Genomic DNA, 13,989 nt, shown 5'->3' on the forward strand with positions numbered 1-13,989 from the left:
CGAGTTATCCCCGGCGTGCTCCGCCCTAGAGGTCCAGCCGCTCCAGCATGTCGGTGACAAGCGCCGCCACCGCGGAGCGCTCTGAACGCTCCAGCGTCACGTGGGCAAACAGGTCGTTGCCCTTGAGCGCCTCGATCACCGCGGCGACGCCATCGTGGCGACCCACGCGCAGGTTGTCGCGTTGTGCCACGTCGTGGGTCAGCACCACCCGCGAATCGCTCCCAATGCGGCTGAGCATCGTGAGCAGCACGTTGCGCTCCAGCGACTGCGCCTCGTCCACGATCACGAAGGCGTCGTGCAATGAGCGCCCGCGGATGTGCGTCAGCGGCAGCACCTCAAGCATTCCCCGCGCCATGACCTCCTCGACCACTGCCGAGCTCACCACGGCACCCAAGGTGTCGAAGACGGCCTGCGCCCAGGGATTCATCTTCTCTGCCTCTGAACCGGGAAGGTAGCCCAACTCCTGACCACCCACCGCGTACAGGGGCCTGAACACCATGATCTTCTTGTGCTGGCGGCGCTCCATCACTGCCTCGAGGCCAGCGCACAGCGCGAGCGCCGACTTGCCGGTGCCTGCGCGCCCACCCATGGAGACGATGCCGATCGAGTCGTCCATCAAGAGGTCCAGCGCGATGCGCTGCTCCGCAGACCGCCCGTGCAGACCGAACACTTCGAGGTCGCCGCGCACCAACTTCACCGTGCCTTCGCTCGTCACCCTGCCCAGCGCCGACCCCCGTGCCGAATGCATCACCAACCCCGTGTGAACGGGGAGAGCGGCGACGTCCTCGCCACACTCGACCTCCGCCGGGGCCGGGATCGTCTCGGCGTCCCAGAGGCCCGCCATCTGCTCTTCGCTCAGTTGGATCTCGCGCATCCCTGTCCAGCCGGACTCGATGGCGAGTTCCGCCCGATACTCCTCGGCCTCCATGCCGAGCGCAGACGCCTTCACGCGCATCGGCAAGTCCTTGGACACCACTGTGACGACGTTTCCTTCAGCGCGCAGGCTGGCCGCTACCGACAGGATGCGGGTGTCGTTGTCTCCCAGCCGGAAGCCGCTCGGCAAGACGGCCGGGTCGGTGTGGTTGAGTTCGACTCGCAGGGTGCCGCCGGCGTCGTTCACGGGGATCGGCTTGTCAAGCGTGCCGTGGTGCACCCGCAGGTCATCGAGTGCCCGCAACGCGGAGCGGGCAAAGTAGCCAAGCTCCGGGTGGTGGCGCTTTGCCTCGAGTTCCGTGATGACCACCACTGGCAAGACCACGGAATGCTCGGCGAAACGCTTGAGCGCCCGCGGATCCGACAGGAGCACCGATGTGTCGAGTACGAAGGTGCGCACCCCCACGTTGGTGGTCGAAGCGATGCTGGTCTCGATGCTGGTGTGGGTCACGGGGTCTCCCGGCGATTCAGGCCGCAGGGCACCCATCGCCCGGCGGCGATGAGGTCAGAACGGTCCCGGATGGGGCCGCCTTGGGTGAACTACCACGTGGCCGACGCTACGCCGGAGCGGGCGCAACATCCTGAGACACGCCGCCCGTCACCGCTTCGTAACTCACGCCCCCGCGGCCGGGCGTGGCGCACCGCCACCCCCTCGACGCGGCTCGATCCGAGCCGGCCCCTGGCGAGTTACCGCCCGCGCCGACGTTCCCGCTGGGCGTAGCTACGCAGGGCACGCAAGAAGTCGACGCGCCGAAAGTCCGGCCAGTACGCGTCGCAGAAGTAGAACTCGGTGTGCGCGCTTTGCCACATGAGAAAGCCGCTCAGGCGCTGCTCACCTGACGTGCGGATCACCAGGTCTGGATCAGGCTGACCCTTGGTGTACAGGTGCGCCGCGATGTGTTCCACAGAGAACTGCTCGGCGACCTCCTCGAGCGAGTGCCCCGCTGCCACGCCTGCCAGCAGAAACGACCGCACGGCGTCGGCGATCTCGTGACGCCCCCCATAACCCACGGCGACGTTGACATGAAGTGCAGACGCATCCTTGGTCGAGTCGACCGCGGCATTCAGACGACGAGTGATCTCGGCTGGCAGTAGCGAGGAGTCGCCCACGTGCTGGAGGCGCCAACGGCCGTCACGTGCAAGCCGCTCCACCGCGTCGACGATGATCTCCAGAAGCGCGCCCAACTCGGCCCCGTCGCGGCCGAGGTTGTCCGTCGACAGCATCCACAGCGTGACCACCTCGACGCCGCTTTCTTGGGACCACTCGAGAACTTCGGTGATCTTGTCTGCCCCGCGCTGGTGGCCATGGGCGGCGCTGGCGCCGCTGAGTTTGGCCCAGCGACGGTTGCCATCAAGGATGACGCCGATGTGACACGGCCCGGAACCGCGCGCTCTGAGGTCGCGAGTAAGTAGCGCCTCGTACCCGCGGTACGCGGCTTCACGAATCCCCATGCACAACCTCCGCAACTGATGCTACGGCGAATTGCGCGCTCGCCAACCTACGGTATCGTAGGTTTGTGGCTACTACACCGACGCCAGCCGAGGGCAATACTCCCAACGCCGGGCGCAGCGCACCCGCGCCGGAGGACGCCCTCCCGACGATCGACAAGCCGTTGCTACGCGGATGGCTGCACCTCGGCGCGGCGCCTCTCGCCCTCGTCGCTGGCATGGCGCTGGTCGTCTTTGCGCCCACGCTCGAGGGTCGCGCCTCCTCCGCGATCTTCACGCTCACCGCAGTGTTGCTGTTCGGCACGTCGGCCGTATACCACCGCGGCAACTGGTCTCCCAGAACACAAGCGGTGCTTCGCCGCATGGACCACGCCAACATCTTCCTCATCATCGCCGGAACGTACACCCCCCTCTGCGTCATCCTTCTCGACCGCGATACCGCCATCGTGGCATTGTCGATCGTCTGGACTGGCGCGGTCTTGGGCCTGTTGTCCCGCATCCTGTTCCTCAATGCACCCCGCTGGGTATACGTGCCGATGTATATCGCGCTTGGGTGGGTCTCCATCGGCTACATCCAACCGCTCTATGAGGCTGGCGGAATGACGGTGGTCGCGCTCATCGGAGCAGGCGGCCTGTGCTACACCGTGGGGGCGGTGTTCTACGGCTTCAAGTGGCCGGGCGCGTCAGCGCGCTACTTCGGCTTTCACGAGATCTTTCACTCACTCACGATCGCCGGATTCGCCTGCCACTACGTCGCCGCCGCCATCGCGGTCCTGAACGCCTGACGCCTTCTTCCGCTGCGCCTCCTGCTCGCGTTCAACCTGCTCGCGCTCAGCGTCCCTGCGAATCTTGCGCAAGTGCTTGGTGAGCGACCAATAGATCACGATGATCGCGAGCGCCATCACGAACGTTGCCAAAAAACCCCAGAATCCAGGGCCAACTTGGTAGTACTTGGGATCCACGATGCCTCCAGGGACTATCCTGCCTCACAATGAGCGTTGATGATTTCCTAGAAGATGACGCCCCGGCCAGGCCGCGCCTCTCGACGCGCGCCAGGTGGCTCGTCGGCGTCGGCCTCGCCGTGCTCATCGGCGTGTCAGCACTGTGGGCGTGGTGGATTGCCGACCAGCCGGTGCGATGGCGGGAGGTGGGCTTTGCGATCGTCTCCCCCACCGAGGCAAGCGTCACCTACGACGTATTCCTCTACGGCGAAGGGCCCGTGACCTGCCACCTGCAGGCGCTCAATGTGCGCTTCGCCGAGGTAGGCGTCACGTCCGCACAGTTCGACCCGGCCGACGGTTCGGAGCAGCGAGTGACGACCACGATGGTCACCACCGAGGAGGCCACGACGGCAGTGGTGGACTACTGCGAGGCGGACTAGCGGCGGACCCTCCACAGCCAGTGATTGTCCTCCTGGCAGGGACTTCGTTATGCTTGACCACTTCGCCGACAAGGAAGTGATGATGACCGAGCAGACCAGTACCTGGCTGACCCAAGAGGCATTCGACCGCCTGCAGCAGGAGTACGACCACCTCGTCAAGGTGGGGCGCGTCGACATCGCCAACGAAATCGATGAGCGCCGCCAAGAGGGCGACCTCAAGGAGAATGGCGGCTACCACGCGGCCCGCGAGGAACAGGCCAAGCAAGAGGCACGCATCCAGCAGTTGCGTGGAATCCTGGAGTCGGCGCACGTCGGCGAACCAGCCAAGGACGGCACCGTCCAGTCCGGCTCCGTCGTCAGCGCCAAGGTGGCCGGCCGAGACATGCGGTTCCTGGTGGGGTCGCGCGAAGTGGCCGAGGGCACCGACATCGACGTGTTCAGCGCGCAGTCTCCGCTCGGCGAGGCCCTCATCGGGCACAAGGCAGGCGACACGACGTCCTACGTGGCCCCCAATGGCAACGAGATCGTGGTCGAGATCGTCAAGGTCGAGCCCTTCACGCCCTAGCGGGCGGCACGCTCAAGCAACACGACCGCCTCGAAGTGCGCCGTCTGCGGAAACATGTCGAACAGTCGCGCCTCGACGGGCACGAGCGACGGCATGGCAGCCAGGTCGCGTGCAAGGGTCACGGCGTTGCAACTCGAGTAGACGACTCGAGGGACACGACTCGACTCCAGCCACCGTGCGAGGTCGGCTCCAATGCCGCGGCGCGGCGGGTTCACGATCACCACGTCTGGCGAATCGTGTGCCGACGCCCACAGCGTCGCGTCGGCGGCCACGAACCGCACCTCGTCGGCCCCTGCCACGCCGCGAGCGGCCATGTCGGACGCGGCATCGCGGGCGCTCAGCACTGCCTGCTCCGAGGACTCCACCCCCGTGACGGCGCGCCCTCGGGCAAGGCAGTGAAGCGCGAAGCCGCCCACGCCGCAGTACAGGTCCCACACGGTGCGTGGCCGGGACTGCGCCACCCACTGCGCGACGTGCGCATACAGAGCACGTGCCATGTCCGTGTTGGTTTGGAAGAAGCTCTGGGGACGCAGGCGAAGGTCCACCGTGCCAAGGGCCATGTGAAGTTCCGCCTGCTCGGTCAGGACGATCTCACGTTCGCCCTCCATCACGGCACGATGCTCTGGCAAGACGTTGACCGTGACAACTGTGAGCGCTGGGAGTTCGCCCTGAAGCCACGCCAGGTGCTTGCGCATCCGTGCGAGGGGCTCCGTGGAACGCACCACGAAGCGAGCCATGAGTTCACCTGACGGCGAGGTGGTCACGATGATGTGCTTGAGCTCTCCGCGCCGCTCCGGCACGCTGTAGGGCTGCAACCCAGCCACCGACACAAACCGTGAGAGAGCGGGAAATGCGGCCGTCAGCGTGGGGTCGTAGAGCGGGCAGTCCCGCAAGTCAACGCCATGCCCGTCCGCGTCGAGGATGCCCACCGTAGGCTGATCGACAGTGCCTGCCACGACCATCTTCGCTTTGGTTCTGAAGCCAGACTCGGGGCCCACCATCGGCGGCTGCCACTCGATCGATGTGGCGGCGTCTCCCAGCGCTTCGCGTAGCAGCCGCTCCAGCGTGTCCTGCTTGGACGCCACCTGGCGCGCGTAGGGCGTCTCGATGAGGGTGCAGGAGCGACACCGGCCCGAATCGTAAGCGAGACAATCCACTGTGAGGGGTGAGTTGCTTCAGCGCTTGCGGCGCTTGCGCACCTTGATCTGGGAGGTGGTGACTTTGGTGCGGGCGCGCCTGAGCGCCTCCTTGGATCTCTCCGCCATGAGGGGTATCTGGCCTGTGATCGGGGGAAAGGGGTCTTCCTTCGCCAGGATGAACTCCTTGTGCAAGCCACGTGCGAACGCGGTGGTGAAGGCGAGGATAGGCACTGCGATGACGGCTCCTGCGAGCCCCGCGAGCAGGGTGCCTGACGCGACCGCAAGCAGGATCGCCAGCGGGTGAACGGAGGCGGCCTTGCCGAACAGCCACGGGTACAGAATGTTGCCCTCCGTCTGCTGCACCACCATCACGATCACCAGCATGAGCAAGGCGGTCGTCCAGCCGCCGTCGACGAGTGCCACGAGCACGGCAACAGCGCCGGAAATCGCCGCACCGAACATGGGAATGAAGGAGAAGAGGAACACGGCGATACCGATCGGGAGCGCCAGCGGCACGCCGAGGATCCAGGCGCCGACGCCGATGCCGACGGCGTCGATGAAGGCGACCAACACCGACGTCTGGGTGTAGCGACGCAGCGTCGTCCAGCCAGCCCGGCCCGCGCGGTCGAGACTGGCTTGCGCGTTCTTGGGCGCGATACGGACGAAGAACGCCCAGATGGTGGCCCCGTCGCGCAGGAAGAAGAACAGTGCCAGAAGTGCGAGCACCACTCCAGCGATGAGCGCGGTGACGGTTCCGGTGACGCTCCATGCGCCTGAGGCGAGACCCCAGGCGTTCTCGCGGACCGTATTCATCACCTGGTCAACCGTGTCGTTGATCTGCTCGCTCGACACGTGCAGAGGGCCATCGACAAGCCAGTTCACGAGCGTGTCGAAGCCCTCGGCCGCGGAATCGCGCAGCGAATCGAAGCCGGTCACCACTGACGCGCCGACGGCGAATGCCAGCCCCAGCACCACGGTGACGAGCGAGAGCACGGCGATCAGCGCGCCGAGCCCGCGCGGGATCTTGAACCGATGCAACCAACTCACCAGGCGCTCGAGCGGCGCGGCGATCAGCAAGGCGATGACGAGCGGGAGCACGATCGCGCTCAGGATTGTCACCACCTTGGCGATGGCGATGAGCACGATGCCGACCACGATGATGCGCCACGACCAGGCGCCAGCCACTCTCAGGGGCAAGGGGACCGTGGTGGTCACCGTGTCAGGCGCACCGCCGATCGCGCTCTCGACAGGGGTTGCGGACTGCTCCGTTTCGAACTCATCTGACGCCATGCATCGAGCGTAGCGTGAGCGCTGGAACACAACACATGTGGTGCGACGTTGAAGGATCGGAGGTGGCACACATGCTTGGTGTGACGAAGACGCAGATGGTCACGAAGGACAAGGCGCTCGAGGGTCGAGACGTCCCCCTGCAGGTGACGGAACGGCACGTGGTGTTGGGCACGCCGCTCAAGGGCCCGTGGCCCGACGGCATGGAGGTGCTGTACGTGGGCATGGGGTGCTTCTGGGGCGCTGAGCGCATCTTCTGGCAACTTGACGGCGTGTACTCGACGGCGGCGGGGTACATCGGCGGCTGGACCAAGAACCCCACGTATCAGGAGACCTGCACGTCGCTGACGGGCCACACCGAAGCCGTGCAGATCGTGTATGACCCCGCCGAGGTCTCAATCGAGACTCTGCTGGCGGCGTTCTGGGAGAACCACGATCCGACGACGCCGAATCGGCAGGGTGGGGACGTCGGCACCCAGTACCGGTCCGCGATCTTCACCACGACACGGGAGCAACTGACGGCGGCCGAAGCCACCCGCGACACCTACCAGGAGCGGCTCGCCGCCAAGGGCTTCGGGGCGATCTCGACGCAGATCGCTTCAGTGGCCGACGCCGGGGACGGCCAGTTCTACTTTGCCGAGGATTACCACCAGCAGTACCTGTACAAGAACCCGGGCGGCTACTGCAATCACGGGTTCTGCCAGGTCAGTTACGCCTAGCGGAGGATTTCGGCCACAAAGTCGATCTGCTTGGCGGTCTGGTGCATCTGGCCGCCCTCGTGCCCGTTGTAGGGGTAGATCTCGATGCGCTTGGCGACATCGGCCGAGCCGTGGTTTCCGTACCAGTTGTAGGCGGCGAATCCCGTTGACGGTGGGCAGATGTCGTCCATGAGCGCGACCGACCATAGCGAAGGAGCGTTCGCACGCTTGGCGAAGTTGACGCCGTCGAAGTAAGACAGCGTGTTCAGCGCCTGCTCGTCCCTGTCGCGATGCACCGAGAGGTACATCGTGATCTCGGCATAGGGCATCGTGTCGACGAGCTCGAGGGAGCGCTGGAAGTAGCACATGAAGGGAACGTCTGGCATCACGGCCATGAGGTCGGGCACCAAGCCAGCGGCCGCGAGCGTGATGGCGCCGCCCTGAGAGCCTCCCTTGAACACCACGCGAGTCGGATCGACGCCCTCAAGCCCACGCACCGCGTCCACCGCCCGCACCGCGTCAGTGAACACGCGTCGGTAGTAGTACTCCTGCGGCGACTCGATGCCTCGGGTCATGAAGCCGGGACTGGAGGGCCCCCCGCCGACGGGGTCGGCCGTGTCGCCGCCGCTGCCCCAGGCACTTCCCTGCCCCCGCGTGTCCATGAACAGGTACGCGTACCCAGCGGACGGCCACAGCGTGTGCTCAATGGCGAGCCCCCTGCTTCCGCCGTAGCCGCTCACCTCGACGATGCAGGGAAGAGGCTCCGCGGCCCCTGTCGGCCGGGCGTACCAAGCCCTGATGGGGTGACCCCCGAATCCAGGGAACGTGACATCGGTGACCTCGACACCGGACAGCCGCAACGTATCGCCCAGGACAACCTCTCCGCCGATCGCGCGGGCCTGGGCCAACGTCGTCGCCCAGAAGTCATCGAAGTCTGCTGGCTCCCGCACATCTGGCTGATATGCGCGAAGCTCTGAAAGTGGCAAGTCAAGAAGCGCCATGTCGCGTGTCCCCTGGTGGCAAGCCCGTGTCGCTAGCGGCGCAAGTAACTCAGCAGGCGCAGCATCTCGATGTAGATCCAGATGATCGCAAAGACGAGGCCGTAGGCGGCGCTCCACTCCCACTTGGCGGGAAGGCCCTTGATCACGCCCGTCTCCACAAAGTCGAAGTCGCTGATCAGCATGAGCGCGCCGATCGCGATGGCGAACAGCGACAGAATGAGTCCGAGGTTGACGCCCAGCCCGCCAATCTCCACCTCGCGCATGTTGAAGCCTCCGAACATCACCATGGCCACGTTGACGAGCGAGAACGCCACATAGGCGGGAACGGCGATCGCCAGGAACTTGCGGATCTTCTTCGAGCCGCGGATCCAGCCCATGCGATACGCGGTCAGCGCGCTCGCAAAGACGATGGCGGTCGCGATGAGGGCCTGCATGATGATGCCGCCGTACTCCGCCTCGTAGTAGACGGACATGCCACCGGCCGCTCCACCGAAGAGGGCGATCGTGACGGCCATCAGCGCGGGCTTGGGCTCGTGGCGGGTCCCGAAGGCGACCACCAGGCTCATGCCGAACGCTGCAAAGGAGATGGGGAGGGTCAGCTCAGGGATCAGCATTCCGACGAGCACCGCGGACGTTGCGGCGAGCAGGAAGAGCGAGGCCGCCTTGGCGATCGTGCCCTCATACGTCATGCGGTCGTCAAAGCCCTCAACGCCGGTCGGCTGTGGCTGCGCGCCGAAGCCGACGGGGCTTCCAGGCTGGAACTGCTTGGTGTTGCTAAAGACCGGGTTGGCCACAATGCCTCCTGTGAGTTTCCCCTCAAGTTTAGTCGTAACGCGAGATCGCTACTCCACCCGCTCAACGCCTGGCGCGCCCCGTTCATGCCCGCCACGCGTGCCCTACAAGATCTTGCGCCGGTAGGCGACCATTGCGGACACGTAGGCGCCGACGAGGATGGCCACGCACCATGCCAGCGCGACCCAAATGTCGCTGCCAATGGATTGTTGGGCCAGCAGATCGCGAATCGTGTTGACGATCGCTGTCACCGGCTGATTCTCAGCGAACCATCGCACGGGACCAGGCATCGTCTCGGTGGGCACGAACGCCGAACTGATGAACGGCAGGAAGATGAGCGGGTACGAGAACGCGCTCGCGCCGTCGACAGTCTTCGCTGACAGTCCCGCGATGACGGCGATCCACGTCAGCGCCAGGGTGAAGAGCATGAGGATTCCAGCAATCGCGAGCCACGCCACCACTCCCGCCCCCGATCGGAAGCCCATGAGTAGGGCGACGAGCACGACGACCACAAGCGAGATGACGTTGGCCGCGAGCGACGTCAGCACGTGTCCCCACAGCACCGAGGATCTGGCGATGGGCATGGACTGGAACCGCTCGAAGATCCCTCCCTGCAGATCCAGGAACAGTCGGTATGCGGTGTACGCAATGCCAGACGCGATCGTGATGAGCAGGATGCCAGGAAGGAGATAGTTGACGTACGAGTCCGTGCCTGTCTCGATCGCGCCGCCGAAGACGTAGACGAAAAGCAGCATGAACGCGATCGGCATCACGGCGGTCGTGATGATGGTGTCGGGGCTGCGGGAGATGTGGCGCAGCGACCGTCCTGTGAGTACGGCGGTGTCGCCGATGAAGTGCGAGGTCATGATCGGTCCCTACGTGTGCTCAGCGCCCTCGCCGACGAGGGCGAGGAACACTTCTTCGAGGGATGGCTGCTTCTCGACGTACTCGACGGTGGCGCTCGGGAGCAGCTTCTTGAGCGCCGCGAGCGTGTCGTTGACGAGAATCCGGCCGTGGTGGAGGATCGCGATGCGGTCCGCGAGGTGCTCGGCCTCATCCAAGTACTGCGTGGTGAGCAGCACCGTGGTGCCGCCGTCGGCAAGCCTCTTGATGGTGCGCCAGACCTCGATACGCGCCTCTGGATCAAGCCCCGTCGTGGGCTCGTCAAGAAAGATCACCGGCGGATCGCCGATGAGGCTCATGGCAATGTCGAGACGCCGACGCATGCCGCCGGAGTAGGTCGACGCCGCCCTGGAACCGGCGTCGGTAAGCGCGAAGCGGGCCAGGAGGTCGTCTGCGATGGCACCGGGGTCGTCCAGGTGGCGGAGCTTGGCGACCAGCACGAGGTTCTCCCGCCCTGTCAGTACCTCGTCGACAGCGGCGAACTGGCCGGTGAGACTGATGGACTCCCGGACGTCACCCGCCTGAGTGGCGGTGTCGAAGCCGTTGACCGCCGCGGTTCCCGCATCGGCCTTGAGCAGCGTCGACAGGATCTTCACCACGGTGGTCTTGCCCGCTCCGTTGGAGCCGAGCAGGGCGAAGATGCTCCCGGGGGCGACGTCAAAGTCAACTCCGCGCAGCACGTGCACGTCGCCGAACGACCTCTGCAGGCCCTGCACCGTGATCGCGGGCTCCCTGGCGGCGGTCATTGTCCTGGCCCCGTGGAGTCGAGCCGATCAATGACGGTGGTGAGCCGCATGCGCTCCTTCGCGATCCATTGAGCGTCGGCGTAGTTGCGGACAAACGCTTCGCAGAACTCCACGGGGTCGTCGCTGACCACCCCACGCAACGGCGTACCGTCCGCGGCGCTCTGGCGGAACAGGTCGGCGAGATCCTCGAGCATCGCCATCATGGCGTCGCCCGTGGTGATCGCGCCGTAGTACATGAGGTACCGCTCGCAAGCCGCGGCGGCGCCGCGGTAGGGCTCGGGAAGCGCCTTGATGGTCGCCTTGTACTGCCGGTAACGCTTCTTGTCGTCAAACGATCCGGTGACTTTCTCGATCCAATTGGTCATGACGGGGTCCCTTCATCGTGGAGCTGTTCAAGTCGATCTGCGAGGAAGCTCCACGTCCTCCAGAACTCGTCCAGGTAGTCACGTCCTTGCGCGTTGAGCGAGTAGACCTTGCGCGGTGGCCCCTTCTCGGAGGGGACCTTCTGGACGTCAACAAAGCCGCGCTGCTCGATGCGGACCAGCAGCGCGTAGATGGTGCCTTCGGCGATGTCGGCGAATCCCTGCTCGCGCAGCCGCGCGGTGATCTCGTACCCGTATGCGGGCTGGCTCGCCACGATGGCGAGGACGATGCCCTCAAGGGTTCCCTTGAGCATTTCTGTGATCTGCTTGCCCACGCGTCCGCTCTCCTCGCTACTCATTGTCACTACCTACTGGTAGATAGTAACGCTAAATAGCGAGAGCGCAAGTGGGTAACTGCGAAAGCGAGGGCGCGCGCCACATCCCGTCAATCGCGAGTGCCCCCGGCGGGATTCGAACCCGCACTGTGCCGATTTTAAGTCGGCTGCCTCTGCCGGTTGGGCTACGGGGGCCAGGCCGCCGCCGTGGCGCGGCCGCCTACGAGAGAACCTAGCGAACCAACTCGGCCGCGGAGAAGGCGATGCCGTCCAGGATGTCGTGCTCGCTGGTCACCACGTGGGGTAACTCGCCCCCAGCATCGTGCACAGCGGTCCGCACCCGCCCCATCAAGGTGTGCCACACGAGCGCACCAGCCCCGATGACGTCAACGCGTCCCGGGTGCATGAAGCCCAGCGCGGCCCGCGAGTCGCGGGAGGCGTGCAGCAACTCGTCGCAAGCCTTCATCGCAGCGTCGATGGGCAGCACCGCGCCGTTGATGCGATCACGATCGTACGAGTGCAAGCCCAGCGCGTGAGCGGTGACCGTGGTGATGGAACCCGCCAGGCCCACCAGCGTGCGGGTACGTTCAACGGGCACGCCCTCAAACGCGGCGTCGATCGCCGCGTGGATGTCGCGCACCGCCTCGCCAATCTCGTTGGGCTCTGGCGGGTCGGACACCAGGTGCCGCTCGGTCATGCGCACACAACCCACGTCCATGGAATGCGAGAAGTCCGGGTGCTCCGTTCCAAGCACCACCTCGGTGGAGCCGCCGCCGAGGTCCACCACCAGGTACGGCGCGTCGTGGCTCGCGTCGAGCACCGACGTGGCGCCGCGGAAGCTCAGCTCGGCCTCCTCGTGGCCTGAGATGACCTCGGGAAGCACGCCAAGGCGCTCACTCACTCCATCCAAGAACTGCTGGCGGTTGCGCGCGTCTCGCGTGGCCGATGTGGCCACAAACCGGATGGCCTCCACCGCGTGCTCTTTGCACAACGCCGCCGCATCGTCGACGGCCGCGAACGTTCGGTCGAGCGCGTCGATCGCGAACTCGCCCGTCTTGTCCACGCCTTGGCCTAGCCTCACCACCGTCATGGTGCGCACCACGTCGGTGAGTCGTCCGTCGGCGACATCGGCGATGAGGAGGCGCAGGGAGTTGGTGCCGCAATCCACGGCAGCGACGCGAGTCATGGGTGCCAGCCTATCCGCGCTCGGCAACCGGCGAACTCGCGCGCGGAACGTCACACGAACACCGACCCGGACGCCACGTGTCGGCCATGAGGGCCAGCGCCTCGTCGCCCAAGGGGTTGACGCCGGGCCCGGAGGCCAGCGCGTGACCCACTAGCACGTGCAGGCACTTGACGCGGTCCGGCATGCCTCCCGCCGAGATGCCGTGGATCTCTTCCACGTCCTCGATCGCGTAGCGCTCCTCCAGGTAGCGTTCGTGCGCCGCGCGGTACGCGGCGGCAAGCGCCTCGTCGTCGCGCAAGCGCGCTTGCATCGGCCTCATGGTGCCCGTCGCCTCGAGCGTCGACACCGCCGCGACGGCGCCAGGGTGAGTGAGGTAGTACAGCGTGGGGAACGGGGCGCCGGCTGGGAGCCTGGGCGCCGTGGTGACGACGGTGGGGTTGCCACACGCGCAGCGAGCCGCCACAGCGATCACTCCCCTGGGCACACGACCCAACTGGGCGCGCAGGGTCTCGATGTCCTCAGGGGCGACGCTCACCCGCCCAACTCTACGGGCGTGTTCGTGGGTCCAGTCTCGGCATCGTCCGATTGCCCCGGCAGTGAACCCGTGGGTGGCGGCGCCGCCGACTCCTGGCCCGCCGTCTCGATCGACGCCCACATCTGGTCGTACCAGGGGCGTTGGTCAACGTCCGTCTCGCCAGCGCGCTCCGCGTCCACCGAGCCTTCCGCCGCCGGCCGCGCCACCTCAGGATCCACCACTCGGTAAGGCGTCTCTCCGGGAAACACGTACGCCAATCGCTCGCGGGCTTGCGCGACCACGAACGCCGAGTCGTCCCAGCGGTTGAGCTCCGCGCCGAGGTCAGCGACCTCCGCCTCTGCGGCGTCGCGTTCTGCCCGCAAATCGTTGATCTGGGCTCGCTGATCCATGTACACCCTCGCCGACGGCCACACCAGAGCGAAGGCCAGACCCAGCACACCGGCGAGCACGAGCGTTCGCCACGACATTACGGCGGCGAGAGACCCGCGTGCGGGCGCCGCCTGGACTGCTGGCTTGACCGTGGGCACGCTCCCTGACGACGCTGCCTTCCCCGGGCGGGCTGGCGGGGCGCCGCGCACGCCGCCCCCTCGCGTCGCTGCACCGCGTGACGATCCGGTGCGCGCAGACGAACGCGGCGCGCCGGGACGGGTGGGGGCAGACATGCCCTCATTGTCCTG

General features: G+C 66.1%; 18 protein-coding genes and 1 tRNA gene. 4 read left to right on the forward strand and 15 right to left on the reverse strand.

From position 1 onward, the window contains the following. Positions 1-25: 25 nt before the first annotated feature. Together QZZ33_RS10595 and QZZ33_RS10600 are read right to left on the reverse strand one after the other, a co-directional pair. The gene (locus QZZ33_RS10595; RefSeq protein ID WP_291379985.1) at positions 26-1,384 is read right to left on the reverse strand and encodes a PhoH family protein; all 1,359 of its coding nucleotides are present in this window, start codon (positions 1,382-1,384) and stop codon (positions 26-28) included. Between the two features lie 236 nt (positions 1,385-1,620). Continuing rightward, positions 1,621-2,385, reverse strand: coding sequence for an isoprenyl transferase (locus QZZ33_RS10600; RefSeq protein WP_291379986.1), 765 nt, complete (start codon positions 2,383-2,385; stop codon positions 1,621-1,623). Positions 2,386-2,450: 65 nt separating this feature from the next. On the opposite strand from QZZ33_RS10600, the gene QZZ33_RS10605 reads away from it, so the two are divergent. Further along, complete coding sequence (locus QZZ33_RS10605) at positions 2,451-3,167, forward strand: hemolysin III family protein (RefSeq protein WP_291379987.1); 717 nt, start codon at positions 2,451-2,453, stop codon at positions 3,165-3,167. Here the strand turns inward: QZZ33_RS10605 and QZZ33_RS10610 are convergent. Next, positions 3,102-3,344, reverse strand: coding sequence for a hypothetical protein (locus QZZ33_RS10610; RefSeq protein ID WP_291379988.1), 243 nt, complete (start codon positions 3,342-3,344; stop codon positions 3,102-3,104). The two genes, QZZ33_RS10605 and QZZ33_RS10610, sit on opposite strands and share 66 nt — an antisense overlap. A gap of 29 nt (positions 3,345-3,373) precedes the next feature. On the opposite strand from QZZ33_RS10610, the gene QZZ33_RS10615 reads away from it, so the two are divergent. Further along, entirely contained in the window at positions 3,374-3,763 is a 390-nt protein-coding gene (locus tag QZZ33_RS10615) for a DUF4307 domain-containing protein (protein ID WP_291379989.1), read from the forward strand. A 79-nt stretch (positions 3,764-3,842) separates the two neighbouring features. Further along, entirely contained in the window at positions 3,843-4,328 is a 486-nt protein-coding gene (gene greA, locus QZZ33_RS10620; RefSeq protein WP_291380001.1) for a transcription elongation factor GreA, read from the forward strand. On the opposite strand, the gene rlmC is transcribed toward greA, so the two are convergent. Further along, positions 4,325-5,485 carry a 23S rRNA (uracil(747)-C(5))-methyltransferase RlmC gene (gene rlmC, locus QZZ33_RS10625; RefSeq protein ID WP_291379990.1) on the reverse strand — a complete coding sequence of 387 codons (1,161 nt, stop codon included), beginning with the start codon at positions 5,483-5,485 and terminating at the stop codon, positions 4,325-4,327. The genes greA and rlmC overlap by 4 nt on opposite strands. 18 nt (positions 5,486-5,503) lie before the next feature. Next, entirely contained in the window at positions 5,504-6,757 is a 1,254-nt protein-coding gene (locus QZZ33_RS10630) for an AI-2E family transporter (RefSeq protein WP_291379991.1), read from the reverse strand. 71 nt (positions 6,758-6,828) lie between these two features. Between QZZ33_RS10630 and msrA the strand changes: the two genes are divergently transcribed. Further along, on the forward strand, positions 6,829-7,473 hold the full coding sequence (gene msrA / locus QZZ33_RS10635; RefSeq protein ID WP_291379992.1) for a peptide-methionine (S)-S-oxide reductase MsrA: 645 nt from the start codon (positions 6,829-6,831) through the stop codon (positions 7,471-7,473). Here the strand turns inward: msrA and QZZ33_RS10640 are convergent. The 10 genes from QZZ33_RS10640 to QZZ33_RS10685 form a co-directional block, all read right to left on the reverse strand. Continuing rightward, entirely contained in the window at positions 7,470-8,453 is a 984-nt protein-coding gene (locus QZZ33_RS10640) for an acetylxylan esterase (protein ID WP_291379993.1), read from the reverse strand. The two genes, msrA and QZZ33_RS10640, sit on opposite strands and share 4 nt — an antisense overlap. 32 nt (positions 8,454-8,485) lie before the next feature. After that, on the reverse strand, positions 8,486-9,247 hold the full coding sequence (locus QZZ33_RS10645; RefSeq protein WP_291379994.1) for a Bax inhibitor-1/YccA family protein: 762 nt from the start codon (positions 9,245-9,247) through the stop codon (positions 8,486-8,488). A gap of 102 nt (positions 9,248-9,349) precedes the next feature. Then, positions 9,350-10,111, reverse strand: coding sequence for an ABC transporter permease (locus tag QZZ33_RS10650; protein WP_291379995.1), 762 nt, complete (start codon positions 10,109-10,111; stop codon positions 9,350-9,352). 9 nt (positions 10,112-10,120) lie between these two features. Beyond that, a complete protein-coding gene (locus tag QZZ33_RS10655; RefSeq protein WP_291379996.1) occupies positions 10,121-10,894 on the reverse strand; it encodes an ABC transporter ATP-binding protein in 774 nt (257 codons plus the stop codon). Beyond that, positions 10,891-11,259, reverse strand: coding sequence for a DUF1048 domain-containing protein (locus QZZ33_RS10660; protein ID WP_291379997.1), 369 nt, complete (start codon positions 11,257-11,259; stop codon positions 10,891-10,893). The genes QZZ33_RS10655 and QZZ33_RS10660 overlap by 4 nt, the downstream gene beginning before the upstream one ends. Next, on the reverse strand, positions 11,256-11,591 hold the full coding sequence (locus QZZ33_RS10665) for a PadR family transcriptional regulator (RefSeq protein WP_291380002.1): 336 nt from the start codon (positions 11,589-11,591) through the stop codon (positions 11,256-11,258). The genes QZZ33_RS10660 and QZZ33_RS10665 overlap by 4 nt, the downstream gene beginning before the upstream one ends. A gap of 121 nt (positions 11,592-11,712) precedes the next feature. Continuing rightward, positions 11,713-11,786, reverse strand: a tRNA-Leu gene (locus tag QZZ33_RS10670). A gap of 37 nt (positions 11,787-11,823) precedes the next feature. Next, on the reverse strand, positions 11,824-12,777 hold the full coding sequence (locus QZZ33_RS10675; RefSeq protein ID WP_291379998.1) for a Ppx/GppA phosphatase family protein: 954 nt from the start codon (positions 12,775-12,777) through the stop codon (positions 11,824-11,826). Positions 12,778-12,787: 10 nt separating this feature from the next. After that, positions 12,788-13,312, reverse strand: a complete 525-nt coding sequence (locus QZZ33_RS10680) for a DUF501 domain-containing protein (protein ID WP_291379999.1) — start codon at positions 13,310-13,312, stop codon at positions 12,788-12,790. Further along, positions 13,309-13,989: septum formation initiator family protein (locus QZZ33_RS10685; RefSeq protein WP_291380000.1), on the reverse strand; the 681-nt coding region annotated here is incomplete at its 5' end. The genes QZZ33_RS10685 and QZZ33_RS10680, both read right to left, overlap by 4 nt.

The organism is Demequina sp., assembly GCF_016278775.1.
In the GTDB taxonomy this organism is placed as follows: Bacteria; Actinomycetota; Actinomycetes; order Actinomycetales; family Demequinaceae; genus Demequina.